17 protein-coding genes are annotated in these 18660 nt (G+C 60.5%); 8 read left to right on the top strand and 9 right to left on the bottom strand.

What is annotated here, in order from left to right; translation table 11 throughout:
• Positions 1–930, bottom strand: coding sequence for a metallophosphoesterase family protein (locus tag BM074_RS18085; protein WP_091923859.1), 930 nt, complete (start codon positions 928–930; stop codon positions 1–3).
• A 117-nt stretch (positions 931–1047) separates the two neighbouring features.
• On the opposite strand from BM074_RS18085, the gene BM074_RS18080 reads away from it, so the two are divergent.
• Positions 1048–1518 (top strand): NUDIX domain-containing protein, encoded by a 471-nt coding sequence (locus BM074_RS18080; RefSeq protein ID WP_027233457.1) that lies wholly within the window; start codon positions 1048–1050, stop codon positions 1516–1518.
• Between the two features lie 5 nt (positions 1519–1523).
• Here BM074_RS18080 and BM074_RS18075 read toward each other — a convergent pair whose 3' ends face one another.
• The gene (locus BM074_RS18075) at positions 1524–2519 is read right to left on the bottom strand and encodes a glutathione S-transferase family protein (protein ID WP_091923857.1); all 996 of its coding nucleotides are present in this window, start codon (positions 2517–2519) and stop codon (positions 1524–1526) included.
• A 287-nt stretch (positions 2520–2806) separates the two neighbouring features.
• Between BM074_RS18075 and BM074_RS18070 the strand changes: the two genes are divergently transcribed.
• Positions 2807–3319 carry a GNAT family N-acetyltransferase gene (locus BM074_RS18070; protein ID WP_091923855.1) on the top strand — a complete coding sequence of 171 codons (513 nt, stop codon included), beginning with the start codon at positions 2807–2809 and terminating at the stop codon, positions 3317–3319.
• A 2-nt stretch (positions 3320–3321) separates the two neighbouring features.
• On the opposite strand, the gene BM074_RS18065 is transcribed toward BM074_RS18070, so the two are convergent.
• From BM074_RS18065 to BM074_RS18050, 4 genes are read right to left on the bottom strand one after another with little or no spacing between them, the layout of a single operon-like run.
• Positions 3322–5397, bottom strand: a complete 2076-nt coding sequence (locus BM074_RS18065; RefSeq protein ID WP_091924037.1) for a hypothetical protein — start codon at positions 5395–5397, stop codon at positions 3322–3324.
• Between the two features lie 8 nt (positions 5398–5405).
• Positions 5406–8231 (bottom strand): DUF4159 domain-containing protein, encoded by a 2826-nt coding sequence (locus tag BM074_RS18060; RefSeq protein WP_091923854.1) that lies wholly within the window; start codon positions 8229–8231, stop codon positions 5406–5408.
• Positions 8228–9145 carry a DUF58 domain-containing protein gene (locus tag BM074_RS18055; RefSeq protein WP_027233452.1) on the bottom strand — a complete coding sequence of 306 codons (918 nt, stop codon included), beginning with the start codon at positions 9143–9145 and terminating at the stop codon, positions 8228–8230. The genes BM074_RS18060 and BM074_RS18055 overlap by 4 nt, the downstream gene beginning before the upstream one ends.
• Positions 9145–10152 (bottom strand): AAA family ATPase, encoded by a 1008-nt coding sequence (locus BM074_RS18050; protein ID WP_091923852.1) that lies wholly within the window; start codon positions 10150–10152, stop codon positions 9145–9147. The genes BM074_RS18055 and BM074_RS18050 overlap by 1 nt, the downstream gene beginning before the upstream one ends.
• Positions 10153–10304: 152 nt before the next feature.
• Between BM074_RS18050 and BM074_RS18045 the strand changes: the two genes are divergently transcribed.
• From BM074_RS18045 to BM074_RS18035, 3 genes are read left to right on the top strand one after another with little or no spacing between them, the layout of a single operon-like run.
• Entirely contained in the window at positions 10305–10913 is a 609-nt protein-coding gene (locus BM074_RS18045) for a DUF1285 domain-containing protein (protein WP_091923851.1), read from the top strand.
• Positions 10910–11551, top strand: a complete 642-nt coding sequence (locus BM074_RS18040; RefSeq protein ID WP_091923849.1) for a CoA pyrophosphatase — start codon at positions 10910–10912, stop codon at positions 11549–11551. Before BM074_RS18045 ends, BM074_RS18040 begins: the two co-directional genes overlap by 4 nt.
• Positions 11548–12819: a CCA tRNA nucleotidyltransferase gene (locus tag BM074_RS18035; protein WP_091923847.1), complete on the top strand. Its 1272-nt coding sequence runs from the start codon at positions 11548–11550 to the stop codon at positions 12817–12819. Before BM074_RS18040 ends, BM074_RS18035 begins: the two co-directional genes overlap by 4 nt.
• On the opposite strand, the gene BM074_RS18030 is transcribed toward BM074_RS18035, so the two are convergent.
• Positions 12820–13002 (bottom strand): DUF1059 domain-containing protein, encoded by a 183-nt coding sequence (locus BM074_RS18030; RefSeq protein WP_027233447.1) that lies wholly within the window; start codon positions 13000–13002, stop codon positions 12820–12822. It lies immediately after the preceding gene.
• Between the two features lie 127 nt (positions 13003–13129).
• A complete protein-coding gene (gene hemF / locus BM074_RS18025; protein ID WP_091923845.1) occupies positions 13130–14044 on the bottom strand; it encodes an oxygen-dependent coproporphyrinogen oxidase in 915 nt (304 codons plus the stop codon).
• 156 nt (positions 14045–14200) lie between these two features.
• Between hemF and BM074_RS18020 the strand changes: the two genes are divergently transcribed.
• Entirely contained in the window at positions 14201–14473 is a 273-nt protein-coding gene (locus BM074_RS18020; RefSeq protein ID WP_027233445.1) for a hypothetical protein, read from the top strand.
• Between the two features lie 233 nt (positions 14474–14706).
• Positions 14707–15810 (top strand): ABC transporter substrate-binding protein, encoded by a 1104-nt coding sequence (locus BM074_RS18015; RefSeq protein WP_027233444.1) that lies wholly within the window; start codon positions 14707–14709, stop codon positions 15808–15810.
• Between the two features lie 59 nt (positions 15811–15869).
• Here BM074_RS18015 and BM074_RS18010 read toward each other — a convergent pair whose 3' ends face one another.
• Positions 15870–16325 carry a tRNA (cytidine(34)-2'-O)-methyltransferase gene (locus tag BM074_RS18010; protein ID WP_091924035.1) on the bottom strand — a complete coding sequence of 152 codons (456 nt, stop codon included), beginning with the start codon at positions 16323–16325 and terminating at the stop codon, positions 15870–15872.
• Positions 16326–16649: 324 nt separating this feature from the next.
• Here BM074_RS18010 and BM074_RS18005 point away from each other — a divergent pair, with 324 nt between their 5' ends.
• Positions 16650–18497 (top strand): ABC transporter ATP-binding protein, encoded by a 1848-nt coding sequence (locus tag BM074_RS18005; protein WP_091923844.1) that lies wholly within the window; start codon positions 16650–16652, stop codon positions 18495–18497.
• The last annotated feature ends 163 nt before the right edge of the window (positions 18498–18660 follow it).

The following is an 18660-nucleotide window of genomic DNA, read 5'->3' as shown; positions in this document are numbered from 1 at the left end:
TCAGATCCCGGCGAGCACCTTGCCTACCTTAAGATTGTGCTCGCGGATCGTACGGATCGTCGTTTGCGCGTCGACGATGCCACGCTCCACCATGGTGCACTCCCATCCGGCATTGGTCTTCGAGATCGTGAAAAGATTGAAGCCCGCTGGTGGTTTGTGCTGTCCGAGCTCGAAACCCTGGCTTGCGGCCGGCACGCAGACCACGGGGATTTCCCAGTCCGGTCCGTTGATCGTGTAGCGCGTCGCAAGATGCGTATGGCCGTGGAGGACGAGTTCAGCGCCGTATTCAGCAACCGTTCGCTGAAAGAGACCGATCCCGAGAAGGCGCTTGTGCGAGGGCGCCGCACCGCGAACCGGCGGGTGATGAATCATGATCACGCGGAAGAGCCCGCGCTTGCCGGTCTCATCGAGAACCTCGCCGAGCTTGCGCGCCTGGCGTTCGCGAATGTCGCCCGTCGCCATGAAGGGGGCGGTCGCGCGGGCCGAGGAGACGCCAATGAGCGCCACGTCGCCGCGTACGCGAAGATACGGAAACTCGACAGGCTTGTTTTCGGCGGCTTCGATATCGCCTCGCATCCACGGCTGCCAAAGGCGCCGCGCCTTCTTCAGCGCGCCGGGCACATAGGCATCGTGATTGCCGGGAACGACGGACACATTGGACGGGTCGCCCAGCGTCCTCAGCCAGCGCTCTGCCGTCTCCAGTTCCTCATCGAGCGCCAGATTGACGAGGTCGCCGGTCACCGCAATGTGATCGGGCGTGTGCGCCTGGATATCGGCAACGAGCGTATCGAGCGTGCTCCCGGTCATCGTTCCCTTGCGGTTGGAACGCCAGTTAATATAGCCGGTGATGCGCTTGGAAATCAGTTCCCGCAAGTTCGGTGCGGGAAGCGGCGATAAATGTATGTCTGAGATGTGGGCAAGACGGAACATTTTTCAGCTTTAGGAGAGTATGACGGCTAAATCCAGTGGTAGAACGTTTCGCGCGAACGGCGCACCCGATAACAAAACAGTCGCGAGGTTAGACTGTTCCACCTGAAGAAGGAAAGAATGACCGACAAGCGTACCACCTGGCGCCACCGTGTGCTCCATGCCTATTTCCTGCTGCGGCGCCCCATGACCCTCGGTGCACGCGGGGTCATCATCGATGAAAAAGCGCGTACGGTCTTCCTCATCCGCCACACCTATGTGCATGGCTGGCAGTTTCCGGGCGGCGGGGTCGAGACTGGTCACACAATGGAAGAGACACTGGCGAAGGAACTCATGGAAGAGGGCAACATCGAACTGACCGGCCGGCCAGAGCTCTTTGCGATCTATCACAATGCTCATGCGTCGAAACGCGATCATGTTGCGCTCTACATATGCCGGTCGTTCCGCCAGACAGAGCCCTTCACGCCCAACCGCGAGATCGCCGAGGCTCGATTCTTCAGCCTCGACGACCTGCCCAAGGACACGACGCCTTCAACCCGGCAGCGCCTTGCCGAAATATTCGAGGGTGCGGAGATTCCCACCGCCTGGTAGCGGCCTCAGTCAGGCGCTGACGCTTTCAACCGGTCGCGGTCGTGCGGCGCGCCGTAATCGAGCGCCGGGCCGACAGGGATGATACCGGTTGGATTGATTGTCCGGTGGCTGCCATAATAATGCGCCTTGATATGCAGGAGATTGACCGTCGGCGCGACACCCGGCACCTGATAGAGTTCGCGCGTATAGTTCGACAGGTTCGGATAGTCCGCGATCCGTTGACGATTGCATTTGAAATGCCCGACATAGACCGGATCGAAGCGCAGCAGTGTCGTGAACAGGCGCCAGTCAGCTTCCGTCAGGCGGTCGCCGGTGAGATAACGCTGTTTTGCGAGCTTCGCCTCTATTTGATCGAGCCCGCCGAAAAGCTGGGTGAAGGCTTCCTCATAAGCCTCCTGCGTGGTGGCGAAACCGGCGCGATAGACGCCGTTGTTGATGTTGGGATAGACGAGGGCGTTCACGGCATCGATTTCCTGGCGCAACGCCTCCGGGTAGAAATCCAGGGCGTGATCGCCGAAGGCATCGAATGCCGAATTCAGCATGCGGATGATCTCCGACGATTCGTTCGAGACAATCGTGTTCTGCTTCTTGTCCCAAAGCACCGGTACGGTCACCCGGCCTGAATATTTGAGATCGGCCCGCGTGTAGACCTGATGCAGATAGTCGTAGCCGAAAAGCTGGTCACCGGTCGCGCCATCCCGTTCGAGGAATGTCCAGCCTTCAGCACCCATGAAGTGGTCGACCACCGATACGGAAATGACATCCTTGAGCTGCTTCAGCGCGCGGAAGATCAGCGTGCGATGCGCCCAGGGACAGGCATAGGATACATATAGATGGTAGCGTCCCGGCTCCGCCTTGAAGCCGCCGTGGCCGGACGGTCCGGCGCTTCCATCGGCTGTCACCCAGTTGCGAAATTGCGATTCAGTGCGAATAAAGCGTCCGCCGCTCTCCTTGGTGTCGTACCACTTGTCCTGCCATACGCCGTCGATCAACAAACCCATCGTTTCAAATCTCCATTGGTTACTGAGCCTATAGCTGGCGCTGCAGGATTGTTAATTCAGCCCCCGGGTGGTGAACAGAGCGTAACTCTTCGACAATGTCTGTTTAGATTTTGGTTTACGTCGCGACAGATTGATGTTAGGCGAACGAAAAAGGAGAGATTTGTGGCAGGACTTCTGATCATCCGACGATGAAACCTGAACCGGCGCCTCGTGCGACGGACGCTCCTGTGCTGGCCAATGGCGATATTTGCCGAGGCGAACGACCACTCTCTTCAAAGAAATCCAACATGCTGAACCATGTCGTGACCTACGCGCCGGAAGAACCGGTGCACGATGCTGCAATCGAAGACATCAACCGGGAAGCTTTCGGGCCGGGGCGGTTTGCCCGGGCGGCCTATCGCATTCGCGAGGGCGGACCGCATGATCGCAACCTCTCCTTCGTAGCGCTCAACGGCGAACACGTCGTCGCGTCGGTCCGGCTGACGCCCATCCGTATCGGCACTACCCCGGCGATGCTTCTCGGCCCGCTCGCCGTGCGGCCGGCATGGAAGAAACAGGGCATCGGCGCTGCGCTTATGCGAACCAGCATGGAGGCCGCGCGCGTTGCCGGACACAAGCTCGTCATCCTCGTTGGTGACGAGCCCTATTACGCGCCTTTCGGCTTCCGCCAGATACCAGGCCACCGGATCGTATTGCCGGCGCCGGTTGATCCGGCGCGGTTCCTCGCTTGTGAACTCGCACCACGGGCTTTGCAGGATGTCGAAGGCAAGGTCATCCACGCCGCAATGGCAGGCCAGTAGCTTTACCTGCCTTCGCGGTACCACATGCCGCCGAGCACAAGCATCATGGCTGCAAGGCCAAGGAAGCCCGAGAAAAGCGGCAGGCGGGTGACGCTCTTCAGCACCGTCTCATTGGTCTGGCGCAAGCCGATCCAATTGTCACCGCTGGCGCTTGCAGTGCCGCGCGAGGCAACGATGTTCGGTACCTCGATGTCGCTCTGATTGGCGGCCGCGCGCAGGCGGCGCGTCCCGCCACCGGTTTCGCGGGCAAGCGGATCGAGTTTTGCCTGTGTCGAAACATTGTCGGTGAACTCCGGCGCATCGACCGGTCCGACATGGGCAAGCGTCGTCAGATCGCCATTGGCAACCTGGTAGAGCCCGATCTCATCGGTCGGCACAGAGGCGGTAAAGACGCCGGGCTCGGTTTCCGTCAGCGGAACCGACCGCGTCTTGCCCGACGGCGTGATGATATTGGCGGGCTCAGCAGTCTTTTGCATCGTCTGGCGATGAATTTCGAGATTGCGGCCATTACCGGTTGCCGTTAGCGCCTCTTCCTCGAGGTCCGGCTCCTTCATCAGCCAATGCGCGATCCGGCGATAGAGCGCGGCATGCGGACCGCCGCCCTCGAAACCGCGCGCCCAGAGCCAACCCTGGTCGGAAAGGAACATGCCGACCCGGCCATCGCCAATGCGGTTGAGAACCAGCAGCGGCCGGTCTCCCGCGTTCATGATGACCGAGCCTTCCGGTGGATTAACATCGATTACACGGAACCATCGGCTCCATGCCGGCGGTTCCTGCGTACTGCCTTCAAGGCCGCGCGTGACGGGATGGCGTTTACCCTGGTCGCTGAGGCGCGGATAAAAGGCTTTTTCCTCAATATTGCCAGTTGGCGTGGCCGGAAGCACCGAAAGAAGCGGCGTGTTCGCAATCGACATCTGGCCGGCAAATTCCGGACCGGCTGCAATAAGCAGGGCTCCGCCCTTTTGCACATAGTCGTTGATGTAGTCGTAATAGAGCAGCGACATCACATCGCGATGCTGATAGCGATCGAAGATAATCAGGTCGAACTGATCGATCTTGTCGACGAAGAGCTCGCGCGTCGGGAAGGCAATCAGTGCGAGTTCCGGAAGCGGCGTCGAATCCTGCTTTTCGGGCGGGCGCAGAATGGTGAAGTGGACGAGATCGACGGACGCGTCCGACTTCAGGAGGTTGCGCCAGGTCCGCTCGCCGTTGTGCGGCTCGCCTGAAATCAACAGCACCCGCAGATTTTCGCGAATACCGTCGACCATGGCGACGGCACGGTTGTTGACGCCCGTGAGCTCGCCTGGAATCGGATCGACGGTAATCTCGACGATATTGACGCCGGCGCGCGACAACGTCACCTCAAGCGGCATTTCCTCGCCGATGATGGCATCTTCGCTGCCGGTCTCGTTGCCATTGACGCGCACATGAACGCGCGCGCTGCCGCCCGGCGCTTCGCCCGAAGCGGTGACCTTGTAGGTCATCTGCTGCGGCTTTCCAGTCAGGCCGAAACGCGGCGCGCGCACGAACTGGATGCGCCGATCGATTTCATTGGGGACACCGGTGATCAGCCCATGAATGGGAGCATTGAAGCCAAGTCCCGCCTGGTTGGCCGGAATATCATGAATCTGACCGTCGGTGATCATGATCGCTCCGCCGACGCGCGAAGGCGGCACATCGCGCAGCGCTCCATTCAAGGCCCCAAACAAACGGGTGGAGGTGGCATCATCATTCTCGCTGGCACGTCCGGTCTCGACCGTGCGAACCTCGAATTGCGGCAGGCGTGCAAGCTCGGTCTGCACCTCCTTGAGCGCGGCGTCCGTATCCGCGCTGCGGTTGCCGAGATCTTGGCTCTGGCTGCGGTCGGCGATCACCGCGACGACGCTTTTCAAGGGATCGCGCTGCTCATTGACGACGATCGGATTGAGCAGGGCTATGGCGAAGGCGGCCAGTGCGACAAGGCGAAGGAGGCTCCCGCGTTGGCGAAAATAGATGCCCGCCAGCGTCAAGGCGAGCAATGGCACAAGCAGAATGGCAAGCAGGGTGGTCGAAAGCAGCGGCTGGAAATCAAGCGACAGGTACATGGCTAATTCCCCAAGCGCTCAAGCAGGTCCGGCACATGCACCTGGTCGGACTTGTAGTTGCCGGTAAGCATGTACATGACGATGTTGATCCCGGTGCGGAAGGCATAGGTGCGCTGCATCGGATCGTTGGGAATGGTCGGAAACATGGGCGAGCCGCTGGCATCGATAGCCCATGCACCGGCAAGATCATTGCCTGTAATCATGATTGGGGTCACGCCGTCGCCAGCGCGCACGGGCCGGTCCGACCTTGCCTCGGTGGAAAGCGACGCCTGCACCCAAAGCGGGCTGCCGCGGTAGCGGCCGGGGAAATCCTGCAGAATATAGAAGGACTTGGTCAAAACGTGATCGCTGGGCACCGGCTCGAGTGGCGGAATGTTGAGGCCGGCAAGGATATCGCGCAATCGCTGGTTCGAGGGCGTGGTGGCGTTCTCGAAACTCACAGCCGCCGCATCCTGGTCGCGCGTGTCGAAGAGCACCGTTCCACCCTGCTGCATATAGGCGTCGATCTTGGCGATGGCTTCAGGCGATGGCATGCGCGCAGCCGCATCGACAGGCCAGTAGATGAGCGGATAGAAGGCAAGCTCGTCCGTTGCCGGATTGACGCCGACCGGCTCGCCCGGCTCCAGCGCCGTGCTGTCGGCGAGTGCCCGCGAGAGCCCGGCAAGGCCGGCCCTGCTGATATCGTCGACCGCACTGTCACCGGTGATCACATAGGCAAGATGGGTGGCGTTTACCGCCTCGATGATGGCCTCGTCGCCGGGCTTGCTGTCGTTTTGCTGCGCATGGGCTGGCGAAGGAGCGATCGCAAAAAGAACGGGTAAGAGCAGAATCGCGAGCGAGGCAGCCACCGTGCGATAGCGGCGGCGCAGATGGCCTCCGAGCCAGAGGATGGCCAGGGCATCGGCGATCAGCAGCAATGCTGCCAGCGCGAAGAGCGGGCCGCGCAGCGGCAGCGATTCATCGACCGCATAGCGCGCCGTGGTGACCGGGAATGACATATCGGGTCGGGCCAGCGGCTTGATCTCCCCATCGGGCCGGAAAAGGTTGAGTGCCGACATCGCGTCTTCCACTCCGTAGAAGCCGGGAGGATTGTCGAAACTAACCTGTGGTGTTTCACCTGGCTTGGTGATCAATGGCTTTGCGTCACCTGTGGGCGGCATGAGCCCGCCCTCGGCATTGAGGAGGAGGTATGGCGGCAGGGCCCGGGACGCGCTGGCGCCGTTGCCATTGGCTGCCGGACCCGCATTGCGCGAAAGGGCAACTAGGCGGTGCAGCATATCAACGAAGCTGCCGCTGATGGGCAAATTCGACCAGGTCGCCTCGGGCGTGACATGAAACAGCACCAGCTGGCCACGCTGGCGTGTTTCACCGGTTACAAGCGGCGTTCCGTCGGCGAGGTTGGCCCAGCTCTTGTCATAAAGGTCCGAGGACGGCTCGGCGAGGACCTGCCGCGTTACCGTCACGTCCTGCGGGGTCGGAAGACCCGCAAAGGGACCGTTGTCCGGGAACGCCGCGACCGGCTGCGATTCTTTCCAGGAAAGGGCGCCGCCAAGCGAGCGCTCGCCCTTGCGCAGCGTAACCGGAAGCAGCGGATCGTCGTCGCTGCCGGCAAGGCGGGGTCCGGCGAAGCGGATCAGGGTGCCGCCATTATTGACCCAGTCGGAAAGCAGGCGCTCGGTCTCGGGCGGCAATTTTCCGATATCCGCCATGATCACGACCGATGGCTTTTGTTCGAGCAATTCTGGAACGGCGCGCACGAGTTCGGCATTGCGCGGCCGCAGGAGATCGGCAAAGGGCTCAAGCGCCCTTGAAATGTAGTAGAGCGGAGAGAGCAGGGGCTGCGACAGGTCCGCATCCGAGCCGGAAAGCAACGCAACGCGGCGGCGTTTGTTATTGTCGTCGATGAGGAAAGTCGCGCCGGCTTGCGCCGTCCCGTCGATGCGCAGGGTGTGAAAGTCGTTGCGCAGTTCGTATGGCGCATTGATAACCGCTTGCCCGGTCGCTTCTCCTGCGGAGAAAACCAGACCGGTTTCGGCGATGCGCCGGCCCTTTTCATCGAAGGCGCCGATGGTAACTGCGCCCGGTCCACGGTCATTGCTCGGTCGCACCACATGAACCGTCAGCCCATTGGCACTGTTTTCGGCCTGGCGGATAGCGGAGAGGGCGCTGATCGATGGCTGATACCAGATCATCGATGCGATTTTTGCATCCTGCAGCGATTTCAACGCAGCATCCGCCGCTGGCGTATCGATACCGTCATTGAGATAGGCGATGCGGGTTCCTGAAACGTCGGCAAGCGCGGTTTTCAACCGGGCGAACGCGGCCGCACGATCGACAGGGATCGGCCGTACATTCAAGGCGCGTACCCGCTCGAGCGCGGTGGTCGCGTCGAATGGTCCGATATCCGTGTTCGCTCGTTCGGCCGTCCCGAGAATGTAGATCAATGCGCCCGAATTCGCCGCATCGCCGATAAGGCGCTCCGCGGTCTCCTTGCGCGCCGGCCATTCCTCATTCGAGGACCAGCCATTGTCGAGAACGATCGCGACAGGTTCCTTACCGGTCAGCGTTTCCGGGCGTGGGTTCCACACCGGCTCCGACAAGGCGAGGATGACAAGGGTTGCAAGCAGTAGCCGCAGCAGCGTCAGCCACCATGGGCTCTTGTTCGGCGTCTCTTCCTTTTTGAGGAGTTGAGCCAGGATCCTCAAGGGCGGAAAGATTTCGCGTACCGGACGGGGCGGCGTCACCCGAAGCAGCCACCAGATGACCGGAAGGGCGATCAATCCTGCAAGAATCGCTGGAGCGCCAAAGGCAAGGGGAAGCACATTCATGCGACGCCTCCACCCTGATAGCCGATCTTGGCGGTCATGTTCATATGCACCGTCACAAGCGCTTCTGAAGCGAGGCGGTCAGTGCGATTGACCGTGTAGCTCCAGCCGATGCGCTTGCAATAGGCGCTCAAGGTCTCGCGGCGGGCGTAAAACAGGTTGCGATAGTCGCTGGCATAGTCCTCGGCCCGTCCGAAAGTGAGTGAAGCGCCGGTCTCGGGGTCGACAAATTCGGTGCGGCGCCTGTAGGGAAAGTCTTCCTCAGCCGGATCGTAGATTTCAATGAGATGCGCACGCGCGCCGACATGGGCGAGCTTCTGCAGGGTTTCGAGCGTTTCTTCGACCGGCTCCAGGAAATCGCTGACAAGCACCACATCCGAGAAACGGCGCACCCTGTCGAGATCAGGCTTGGCCGGCAAGTTGGCGGCGTGCGAGAGAAGGGTTGCCAGGCGCTCGGCGCCATTACGTGCCGAGGATGGGTCGGAAATATCGGGATAGGCAATGCGTTCGCCGCTGCGCGAGAGCAATTCCGCCAATGCGAGCACCATCACGAGCGCCCGCGACTCCTTCGAGACTTGCGCCTGTTCGGATTTGAACAGCATCGATGGTGAAGGATCGGCCCAAAGCCAGACGGTGTGGGCCGCCTCCCACTCCTGATCGCGGATGTAGGTGCGATCATCGCGGGCGGACCTGCGCCAATCGATGCGCGAGACGGCCTCACCATCAGTATAGGGACGAAATTGCCAGAAGCTCTCACCAACGCCGCTCTTGCGGCGACCGTGCCAGCCGGTATTCACCGTATTCAAAATGCGATGGACCTCGACGAGGAGGTCCGGCAGCAAGGCGGCACGTTGACGGGCGCGCGCAAGCGCGTCGCCTGTCTCGGTTCGCCGGACTTGCGTGCCGATTGCTGCCATCAGAGGGCAACCTTGGTCACATTTGCGATGACATCGCGCACGTTCATGCCGTCGGCGCGGGCCGCAAACGTCAAGGCCATGCGGTGCTGGAGGACAGGTTCGGCGAGCGCCTTGATGTCATCGACCGATGGAGCGAGACGACCGTCATAAAGGGCGCGGGCGCGGGCGCAGAGCATCAGCGCCTGGCTGGCGCGGGGACCCGGTGCCCAGGAGATAAACTTCCTGGCAATGTCGTTGTCGGCGCCGGGGCGCGCCGAGCGGACAAGAGTCAAAATGGCGTCGACCACGCCTTCGGGTACCGGCATGCGGCGGATCAGGTGCTGCATCTCGAGAAGACGTTCGGCGTCGATCACCCGAGCTGCGGAAGCCTCGGAGGTCCCCGTGGTCTCAAGCAGCACGCGGCGCTCCGCTTCGAGCTCGGGGTAAAGAATGTCGATCTGCATGAGGAAGCGGTCGAGCTGAGCCTCGGGAAGCGGATAGGTGCCTTCCTGCTCCAGCGGGTTCTGGGTCGCGAGCACGTGGAAGGGGCGCGGCAGGTCGTGCCGTTCGCCGGCGACGGTCACGTGATATTCCTGCATGGCTTGCAGCAGCGCCGACTGGGTGCGCGGCGAGGCGCGGTTGATTTCGTCGGCCATGAGAAGCTGGGCGAAGATCGGACCTTTGACATAACGGAAGTAGCGCTTGCCATTGTCGTCCTGCTCCATGATCTCGGAGCCGAGAATGTCGGATGGCATCAGGTCCGGCGTGAACTGGATGCGGCGGTCGTCCAGTCCAAGTACCGTTCCGAGCGTCTCGACCAGCTTGGTCTTGGCAAGGCCGGGAACACCGACGAGCAGGGCGTGTCCGCCGGCGAGAAGGGCTACGAGGGTGCGCTCGACGACGCTCTCCTGGCCGAAGATGACCGTTCCGATGCCGCTCCTGATCTTGGCGATATCGGCCAGCGCTTTCTCGGCCTCGGCGACCATCGCCTTTGGATCGGACGCCACCTCTGGTTTAATCATCGTCATCGATTTACCTCGCCGCTGGTATATGTGCAGAGTCTTTCTTAAATCACTCCAAGTCACTATGACATGTGAAAAGACTCTAAATCACTATGACATGCTGACAAGCGGTCCAACGGTGACTATTTCGTGACGGGTGGAGAAAAAAGGTCAGGGCTATGGCAGTGCGTGAAACCAGTGTGCGCGATACGGCGGGACTTGAGGCGCTGATCTCGCGGGCCGCTGCGCAGGGCAAGGGTCTGCCACCGGTCGACCGCTGGAATCCTGAGTTCTGCGGCGATCTCGACATGGAGATCAAGGCCGACGGCACTTGGTTCTATATGGGAACGCCGATCGGCAGACAGCCTCTCGTGCGCCTGTTTTCGACAGTCCTGCGCAAGGATGCCGACGGAAAGACCTATCTCGTCACCCCGGTGGAAAAGGTCGGGATCCGCGTCGAGGATGCGCCCTTCCTTGCGGTCGAGCTCAATGTTTCCGGCTCGGGCGACGATCAGGTCATGACCTTCCGCACCAATGTCGGCGATATTGCCGAGGCGGGCGCCGAAAACCCGCTTCGCTTTGTGGTCGATGCCGAGAATGGCGGGCTGAAGCCATACTTGCTGGTCCGCGGGCGGCTCGAAGCCTTGCTAGCCCGTGCCGTGATGTACGATCTCGTCAACCATGGCGAAGATATCGTTGTCGACGGCAAATCGATGTTCGCGGTTCGCTCCAGGGGCGTTGTGTTTCCGATCATGCCGTCGGGCAAACTTGAGATGCAAAGTCGATGACCTCAGCCGACCCGCTCGATGAGGGGTTTTCGGCCCGCGCGTTCGCACGTCGCGTCGCGCTCAAGGGCAATGAGCGGCTCGACGACGACCATGGCGATCACCGGCTCAATCCGGGCCTCGATGCGCTGATTGCCACAAAACCGCTGCGCGATGCGGCGGTGCTCGTCCCTATCGTTGACCGCGGTGACGAGGCAAGCGTCATTCTCACATTGCGCACGACCAGCCTGCGCAAGCACTCGGGCCAGGTGGCGTTTCCGGGAGGCGCCATCGATCCCGAAGATGATTACGAGCCGGAAAAGGCGGCGCTGCGCGAGGCGCATGAGGAAATCGGGCTCGAAGGGCGGCATGTCGAACTGCTCGGCCGCCTGCCGCGCTATTTGACGACCACCGGATACTCGATCATTCCGGTTCTTGGCCTTGTCCACCCGCCTTTCGAAATCGCGGCTAATCCGGACGAGGTTGCCGATGTATTCGAGGTGCCGCTGTCGTTCCTGATGAACCCGGCAAACCATCGCCGCGAAAGCCGCATGTGGCAGGATCAGGAGCGGTTCTACTATACGATGCCGTTCGGCGATCGCTTTATCTGGGGCGTGACGGCCGGCATCATTCGTACTCTTTATGAAAGGCTCTATTCTTGAGCGATATAAAGTCCATTTCAGGCAAGGCGCCGTGGCTTACCAACGAGCAATTGCAAGTTCTGTTGGCAGCGCTTTCGGTCGGGGGCGAGGGCGCCCGCGTCGTTGGCGGCGCCGTGCGCAATACGCTGCTCGGGCAACCAGTAAGCGATATCGACATCGCGACGACTTGCCTGCCTCAGGAAACGTTGCGGCGCGCGGAGGGTGCGGGGTTCAGGGCAGTCCCTACGGGTATAGCTCATGGCACGATCACAGTCGTCGCCAAGGGACGTCCCTATGAGGTGACGACCTTGCGCGCTGACGTCGAAACCGACGGGCGTCACGCGGAAGTTGCGTTCGGCAAGGACTGGCAGGTCGATGCCGAACGCCGCGACTTCACGATCAACGCGCTTTATGTCGAGGCCGATGGCACAATCGTTGATCTTGTCGGCGGTCTAGCCGACATCGAGAGCCAGACCTTACGCTTCATAGGCGATCCGGAACAGCGTATCCGTGAGGACTATTTGCGCATATTGCGCTTCTTCCGCTTCTTTGCGTGGTACGGGAAGGGCCGGCCCGAAACGGAGGGGCTGAAGGCCTGCGCGCGCCTCAAAAGCGGACTTTCGCGCCTTTCGGCCGAGCGTGTCTGGTCCGAACTGAAGAAGCTTCTCTCAGCGCCGGACCCGTCGCGCGCCCTTTTGTGGATGCGGCAGGCGGGTGTTCTGACGACTGTGCTGCCGGAGACGGAAAAGTGGGGCATCGATGCCATCCATGGCCTCGTCCAGACCGAACAGGCACTCGGATGGGAGGCCGACCCGATGTTGCGTCTTGCGAGCATGGTGCCGCCGAACACGGAGCGGCTGGCGGAGCTTGCCGTTCGGCTCAAACTCTCCAATCAGGAGCGCGACCGCCTTGCGGCTTTTGCCGCGACGGTGCCGCCACATCCCGAGATATCCGAGACCGGCTTTGCAAAGCGACTCTATCGCAGCGACGTGCAGGGTATGGAGGATCGCCTGAGGCTCGCCCTTGCCTCCGCCCGTAACGATGCGGCGAGTGACGATGCGGCCATGTTCCGCGCCGGCAACCTGTCGCGCCTTCTAGATTACCTCAAGGATTATGCGCGGCCGAAATTTCCCTTATCAGGCGGCGACCTCGTGACGGCGGGCCTTTCGAAGGGTCCTGATGTCGGCAAGGTGCAACGCGCGCTCGAGGACGACTGGATCGAGTCCGGGTTCAGCCTCGAGCGCGATGAACTGCTGGCGAGAATTCCCCACCATGCGGGAAAGGCCTGATCAGGCGGCTTTACCCTTTTCGGGCTGGATGTTTGCCTTGATCGTTTCGAGCATGGATTCGCGAATGACCGTTTCACCATGGGTTTCGCGCAAGTGCTCGCTGGCGCGGCGGATGATTTCAGCTTCGGTTTCGTGACGTGTATGCCACTGGCAACCGGGAACAATGCAATGAAGTTCTTTCATGGCTTTCTCTCCCTGTTGTGAGCCCGCAAACATATGCTTGACGCGCTCGATCAGGCGCGGACAATCAACCGCGCCAAGGAAGCATGTTAACGCATCATTCCTGTTTTTGATCCCTCAAATTTCCCGTTCATGGCCATTTGACCGCCGGCGGCATCGAAGAAAGGATCGAATCCACGTTCCCGCCTGTCCTGAGGCCGAAGATCGTGCCGCGATCATAGAGAAGGTTGAACTCGACGTAGCGGCCGCGACGCACCAGTTGTTCCTGGCGATCGGCGTCGGTCCAGTCCTTGTTGAAGTTCTGGCGCACCAAATAGGGATAGACCACCGAAAAAGCCCGGCCGACATCGCGGGTGAAGTTGAAGTCGGCATCCCATCCGCCGCTCTCGTCCGACGAATGCAGCCAGTCATAGAATATTCCGCCGGTACCACGGGGTTCCTTGCGATGCGGCAGGTAGAAATATTCGTCGCACCAGGCCTTGAACTTGTCATAGTCGGCAACGGCGGAATGCTTGTCGCATACGAACTTCATCGCCTTCTGGAAGGCGACCGTGTCCGCGTCCTCCTGGCTCCGCTTGCGATCGAGCACCGGCGTCAGATCGGCGCCGCCGCCGAACCACTGGCGGGTCGTCACCACCATACGCGTATTCATGTGAACCGCCGGCACGTAGGGGCTTTGCGGATGTGCGATCAGCGAAATGCCGGACGCCCAGAAGCGCGGGTCTTCATCGGCGCCGGGTATCTGCTTGCGGAATTCCGGCGAGAACTCGCCGTGAACCGTCGAAATGTGGACGCCGACCTTCTCGAAGACCCGGCCATGCATGAGCGACATGATGCCGCCGCCGCCCTTGCCATCGTCACGTTGCCAGGGCGTCTGCTCGAAGCGGCCAGCGGCGCGATCCGACAGAGGGCCTTCCAGTTCGTCCTCCAACCGTTCGAACAAGGCGCAGATCTTGTCACGGATCTCCGTAAACCAGGCTGTGGCTGCGGCTTTCTTGTCGTCGAGTGCATCGGGAAGAGCGGCGGGAATGTCAGGGCGGTCCATGGCAAAGAATCCTTTGTTTATGCGGACATATCACAACATCGAAAAGACAAAGGGAAGGGGCGTTTACTCAATCCGCCGATCTCCAAAAAATGACTCGTTTTCCGCAACAACACTGCATAAGTTTACAGTGTAAAGCGTTGAGTGAGGGCTCAAAGAATGGTCTCCAAAGCGCCCAGGTCGCAATTCCCCAAGCCACCGCTCGAGGGCTTGCGCAAGCAGCTCAAGGAAAGCCGCCGTGACGCCGGCCAGCAACGCGGCGCGTTCGTTCGCGAAAGCTTCCGCCTGCCGCGACTGGCAGCCCGTGAAAAAGCCCGCGAATGGTTCGAGCAATTCCCAAAGGCCGCCTATTGGACCGAGATCGAAAGCTGGCAAGAGCGGCCGGGTGATATCATCGAATTTACAATGCGCAGATTGCCCAACGCGGATTAGCTTTTGGTAAGAGAAGCGCCAAAACTGTCGATTCAGCAATAAAATTGATGATATTTTTCAAGAAATTGATCGATATGGTCGAAAATCGCCGCAAGTTTGCAAGATTTTTCAATTTTTCGTCAGTAGGCGCCAAAATCCAAGCAATCGTTGCTGACAGCCATTTCCAAAGTCACTAGAACTCTGCGCAGCCCCGGACAGTCGTTCGGATGCACAAAAAATCCAAGGAGGAAACTATGCGCTTATCGTTGATCTCTGGCGTGGCGTTGGCTGCCGTCATGGCGATGACGTCGTTCGCCAAGGCCGATATCGTCGTCGGCATTATCGCGCCGGTCACCGGTCCTGTCGCCGCCTACGGCCTGCAGGTGAAGAATGGCGCCGAAAGCGCTGCCGAGGCCATCAATGCGGCGGGCGGCATCAAGGGCGAAAAGATCGTCACCAAGATCTTTGACGATGCGGGCGAACCCAAGCAGGGCGTGTCGGTCGCCAACCAGGTCGTCGGCGAAGGCATCAAGTTCATTGTCGGACCGGTTACGTCCGGCGTTGCCATGCCGGTATCGGACGTTCTTGCCGAAAACGGCATCATCATGGTCACGCCGACCGCGACAACGCCGGATCTGACCACACGGGGCCTCGAAACCGTGTTCCGCACCTGCGGCCGCGACGACCAGCAGGCCGATGTTGCCGGCAAGTACATGCTCGACAACTTCAAGGACAAGCGCATCGCCATCGTCTATGACAAGACACCCTACGGCACCGGCATCGCCAATGGCCTGAAGTCGGTTCTCAACAAGGGCGGCGTCACTGAAGTCGTCTTCGAAGGCATCAATGCCGGCGAAAAGGACTACAGCGCTCTCATCACCCGCATCAAGTCGGAAAAGGCCGATGTGATCTACTTCGGCGGCTATCATGCCGAAGGTGGTCTGATCGCCCGCCAGTTGCATGATCAGGGCGTAAAGGCCCAGATCATCGGGCCGGACGGTCTTTCGAACACGGAATACTGGGCAATCGGCGGTGACGCTGCAGCCGGCACGCTGTTCACCAACAGCGCCGACCCGACGAAGAACCCAGCCGCCGCCAAGGTCGTCGAGGCTCTCCAGGCGAAGAACATCCCGGCGGAAGCCTTCACGCTTAACGCCTATGCGGCCATGCAGATCATCGCAGGCGGCATCGAGAAGGCAGGTTCGGTCGAGCCAACGGAAGTCGCAGCAAAGATCAAGTCGGGCGAGCCGCTTTCGACCGTTGTGGGCGACCTGACCTACTCGAGCACCGGCGATCTCACCACGCCGGCATTCGTCTTCTACAAGTGGGAAGGCGGCAAGGCCGAACAGATCAACTAATTCTGTCCGACTGAAAACCTAGGGTCCGCCGGGTAGAAATGGCCGGCGGATTCGTTTTTTTAAGCTTGAAATTGCCGCAGTGCCTCAGCTGCGGCGATGGCCGCGGACAGCGCAAGGTTGAGCGAGCGCGCGCCCTCGACCATCGGAATGATCAACCGCGCATCGGCGGCTTGATGGACTTCATCGGGAACGCCGGCGGATTCGCGTCCAAGCAGCAGGATGTCGCCGGGTTCAAAGGCGAACTTCGTATAGGGCACCGCAGCTTTCGTCGAGAAGAGCAGCAGCCGCCGTTTTGCGGCAAGCCGCCACGCCTGAAAATCCGCCCAGCTGGCATGACGCGTCAACGCCGCCTGTTCGAGATAGTCCATGCCAGCACGCTTCAACGCCCGGTCGGAAAGGTCAAAACCCGCCGGCTCGATCACATCGACCGCGATCCCGAAACACGCTGCCATACGCAGTATCGTTCCGGTATTGCCTGGAATGTCCGGCTGATAAAGGGCGATGCGAAGGTCCACTGATGCGTTGGTCAATACTTACGGCTCCATAGCGATGGCCTCTCGCCTTTTGCGTTCATAATCGCTATAGGAAGCAAACCGCAACGCTAACTTGGAGGTGTCGATGCCAAAATTGATGCGACTTCTTCCAAACTGGACGATGTCCGGTTGCCTTTGCGGTTGCGTGTCGGTTCTCCCTAATTAGAAATTCCGTCTTTACGACAAGAGCCGCAAACCGCCGATCTTCGCGTTTGCAGGTGTTTTCCATGTGTGTCCCAAGCAGTATCCCAACGACCGGCTCGCGGTCCGCTACCGTGATCAGGACAGGTGTTTACGAGGTTGAAAATGTTTCGCTGGTTTGAAGAGAGGCTCGAACCATTTCCGCCAGCCGAGCCCAGTGAGCCACCCAGATCGCTCGTGGCGTTCTGCCTGCATTATACGCGCGGCGTGTGGCCATTCATCGCCGTCATGGCCGTTTGCACAGCCCTGATCGCCGTGCTCGAAGTGTCGATGTTCGCCTTCATGGGCAATATCGTCGACTGGCTGTCGAACCACTCGCGCGAGACCTTCCTTTCCGAAGAGGGCTGGAAGCTGGCGCTGATTGCCGGCGTGATCCTCGTCGTCATGCCCGGCATCGTCTTGATCGATTCGCTCGTCATCCATCAAACGCTGCTTGGCAACTATCCGATGCGTATCCGCTGGATGGTGCATCGCTACCTGATCCGCCAGTCGATGACGTTTTTCCAGGACGAGTTTGCCGGGCGCGTCTCGACGAAGCTGATGCAGACCTCGCTCGCGGTGCGCGAAGCGGTGATGAAGCTGCTCGACGTTCTCAACTATGTCATCGTCTATTTCAGCGGCACCCTGATCATCGCGGCAGCGGCCGACCTTCGGCTGATGCTGCCATTCGTCGTCTGGCTCCTCGCCTATATCGGACTGTTGCGCTACTTCATTCCGAAAATCCGCATCATTTCGGAACGGCAGGCGGACGCCCGTTCGACCATGACCGGCCGGATCGTCGACAGCTATACGAATATCGCCACGGTCAAGCTCTTCTCGCACTCGAAGCGCGAAGAAAGCTACGCGCGCGAAGGAATGGAGGATTTTCTCGGCACCGTGCATCGCCAGATGCGCATGGTGACGAGCTTCCACTTTTGCCTCTATGCCATGAACTGTCTCCTGCTGTTTTCGGTGGGCGGCATCGCCATCTGGCTGTGGCTGGACTCGGCCATTTCCGTCGGCGCCGTTGCCGTCGGGATCGGATTGGTCCTGCGCCTCAACGGCATGTCGCAGTGGATCATGTGGGAAATGTCCGCCCTGTTCGAAAATATCGGAACGGTGGAAGACGGTATCACCTCGATTTCGCTGCCGCGCCTGGTGCCGGACGTTGCGAATGCGCCCGAGCTCGTCGTGAAATCGGGCGCGATCACTTTCGACGCCATTGGCTTTCACTACGGCAAAGGTGCGGGGATCATCGACAAGCTCTCGCTGGATATCCGGCCCGGCGAAAAGATCGGCGTCGTTGGCCGCTCGGGCGCCGGCAAGTCAACGCTCGTCAACCTGCTGCTGCGCTTTTACGACCTCGAGAGCGGGCGCATTTTGATCGATGGTCAGGACATTTCGAAAGTCTCCCAGGATTCGTTGCGGGCGAATATCGGCATGGTCACACAGGATACATCGCTGCTGCACCGGTCGGTGCGCGACAATGTGCTCTATGGCCGACCCGATGCATCGGATGAGTTGATGCGGCAGGCCGTGCGCAATGCACAGGCCGATGGCTTTATCGAGGAACTGACCGATCCCAAGGGCCGCCGGGGTTTCGAAGCTCATGTCGGCGAGCGCGGCGTCAAGCTTTCCGGTGGTCAGCGCCAGCGTGTCGCCATCGCCCGCGTCATGTTGAAGGACGCACCGATCCTGATCATGGACGAGGCGACCTCGGCGCTCGATTCGGAAGTCGAGGCAGCGATACAGGACAATCTTTATCGGCTCATGCAGGGAAAGACCGTCATTGCCATCGCCCATCGCCTTTCGACCATTGCGGCGCTGGACCGCCTTGTCGTGATGGACAAGGGGAAGATCGTCGAGAGCGGCAGCCACGACGATCTCATCGCCGCAAACGGGATCTATGCGGGGCTTTGGGCGCGCCAGTCCGGCGGGTTCCTCGGGCTCGACGATCAGGAAGCGGCGGAGTAGGGCTGAGTTCCTGTCCTCCCACCTGGGGGGAGGGTGGCTGCGCAGCAGCCGGGAGGGGACTTGCTTGCCTTCTTTTAAGCCCGACTTCTGATCAAGCCCCCCACCCCGAACCTGCGGTTCGAACCTCCCCACAAGGGGGAGGGTGAGAAGCCAAGCCATGAAG

This window comes from Phyllobacterium sp. CL33Tsu (assembly GCF_900113985.1).
Taxonomy (GTDB): domain Bacteria; phylum Pseudomonadota; class Alphaproteobacteria; order Rhizobiales; family Rhizobiaceae; genus Phyllobacterium; species Phyllobacterium pellucidum.
Note: the sequence above shows the minus strand (reverse complement) of the source record. Positions and strands in the feature narration are given on the sequence as shown.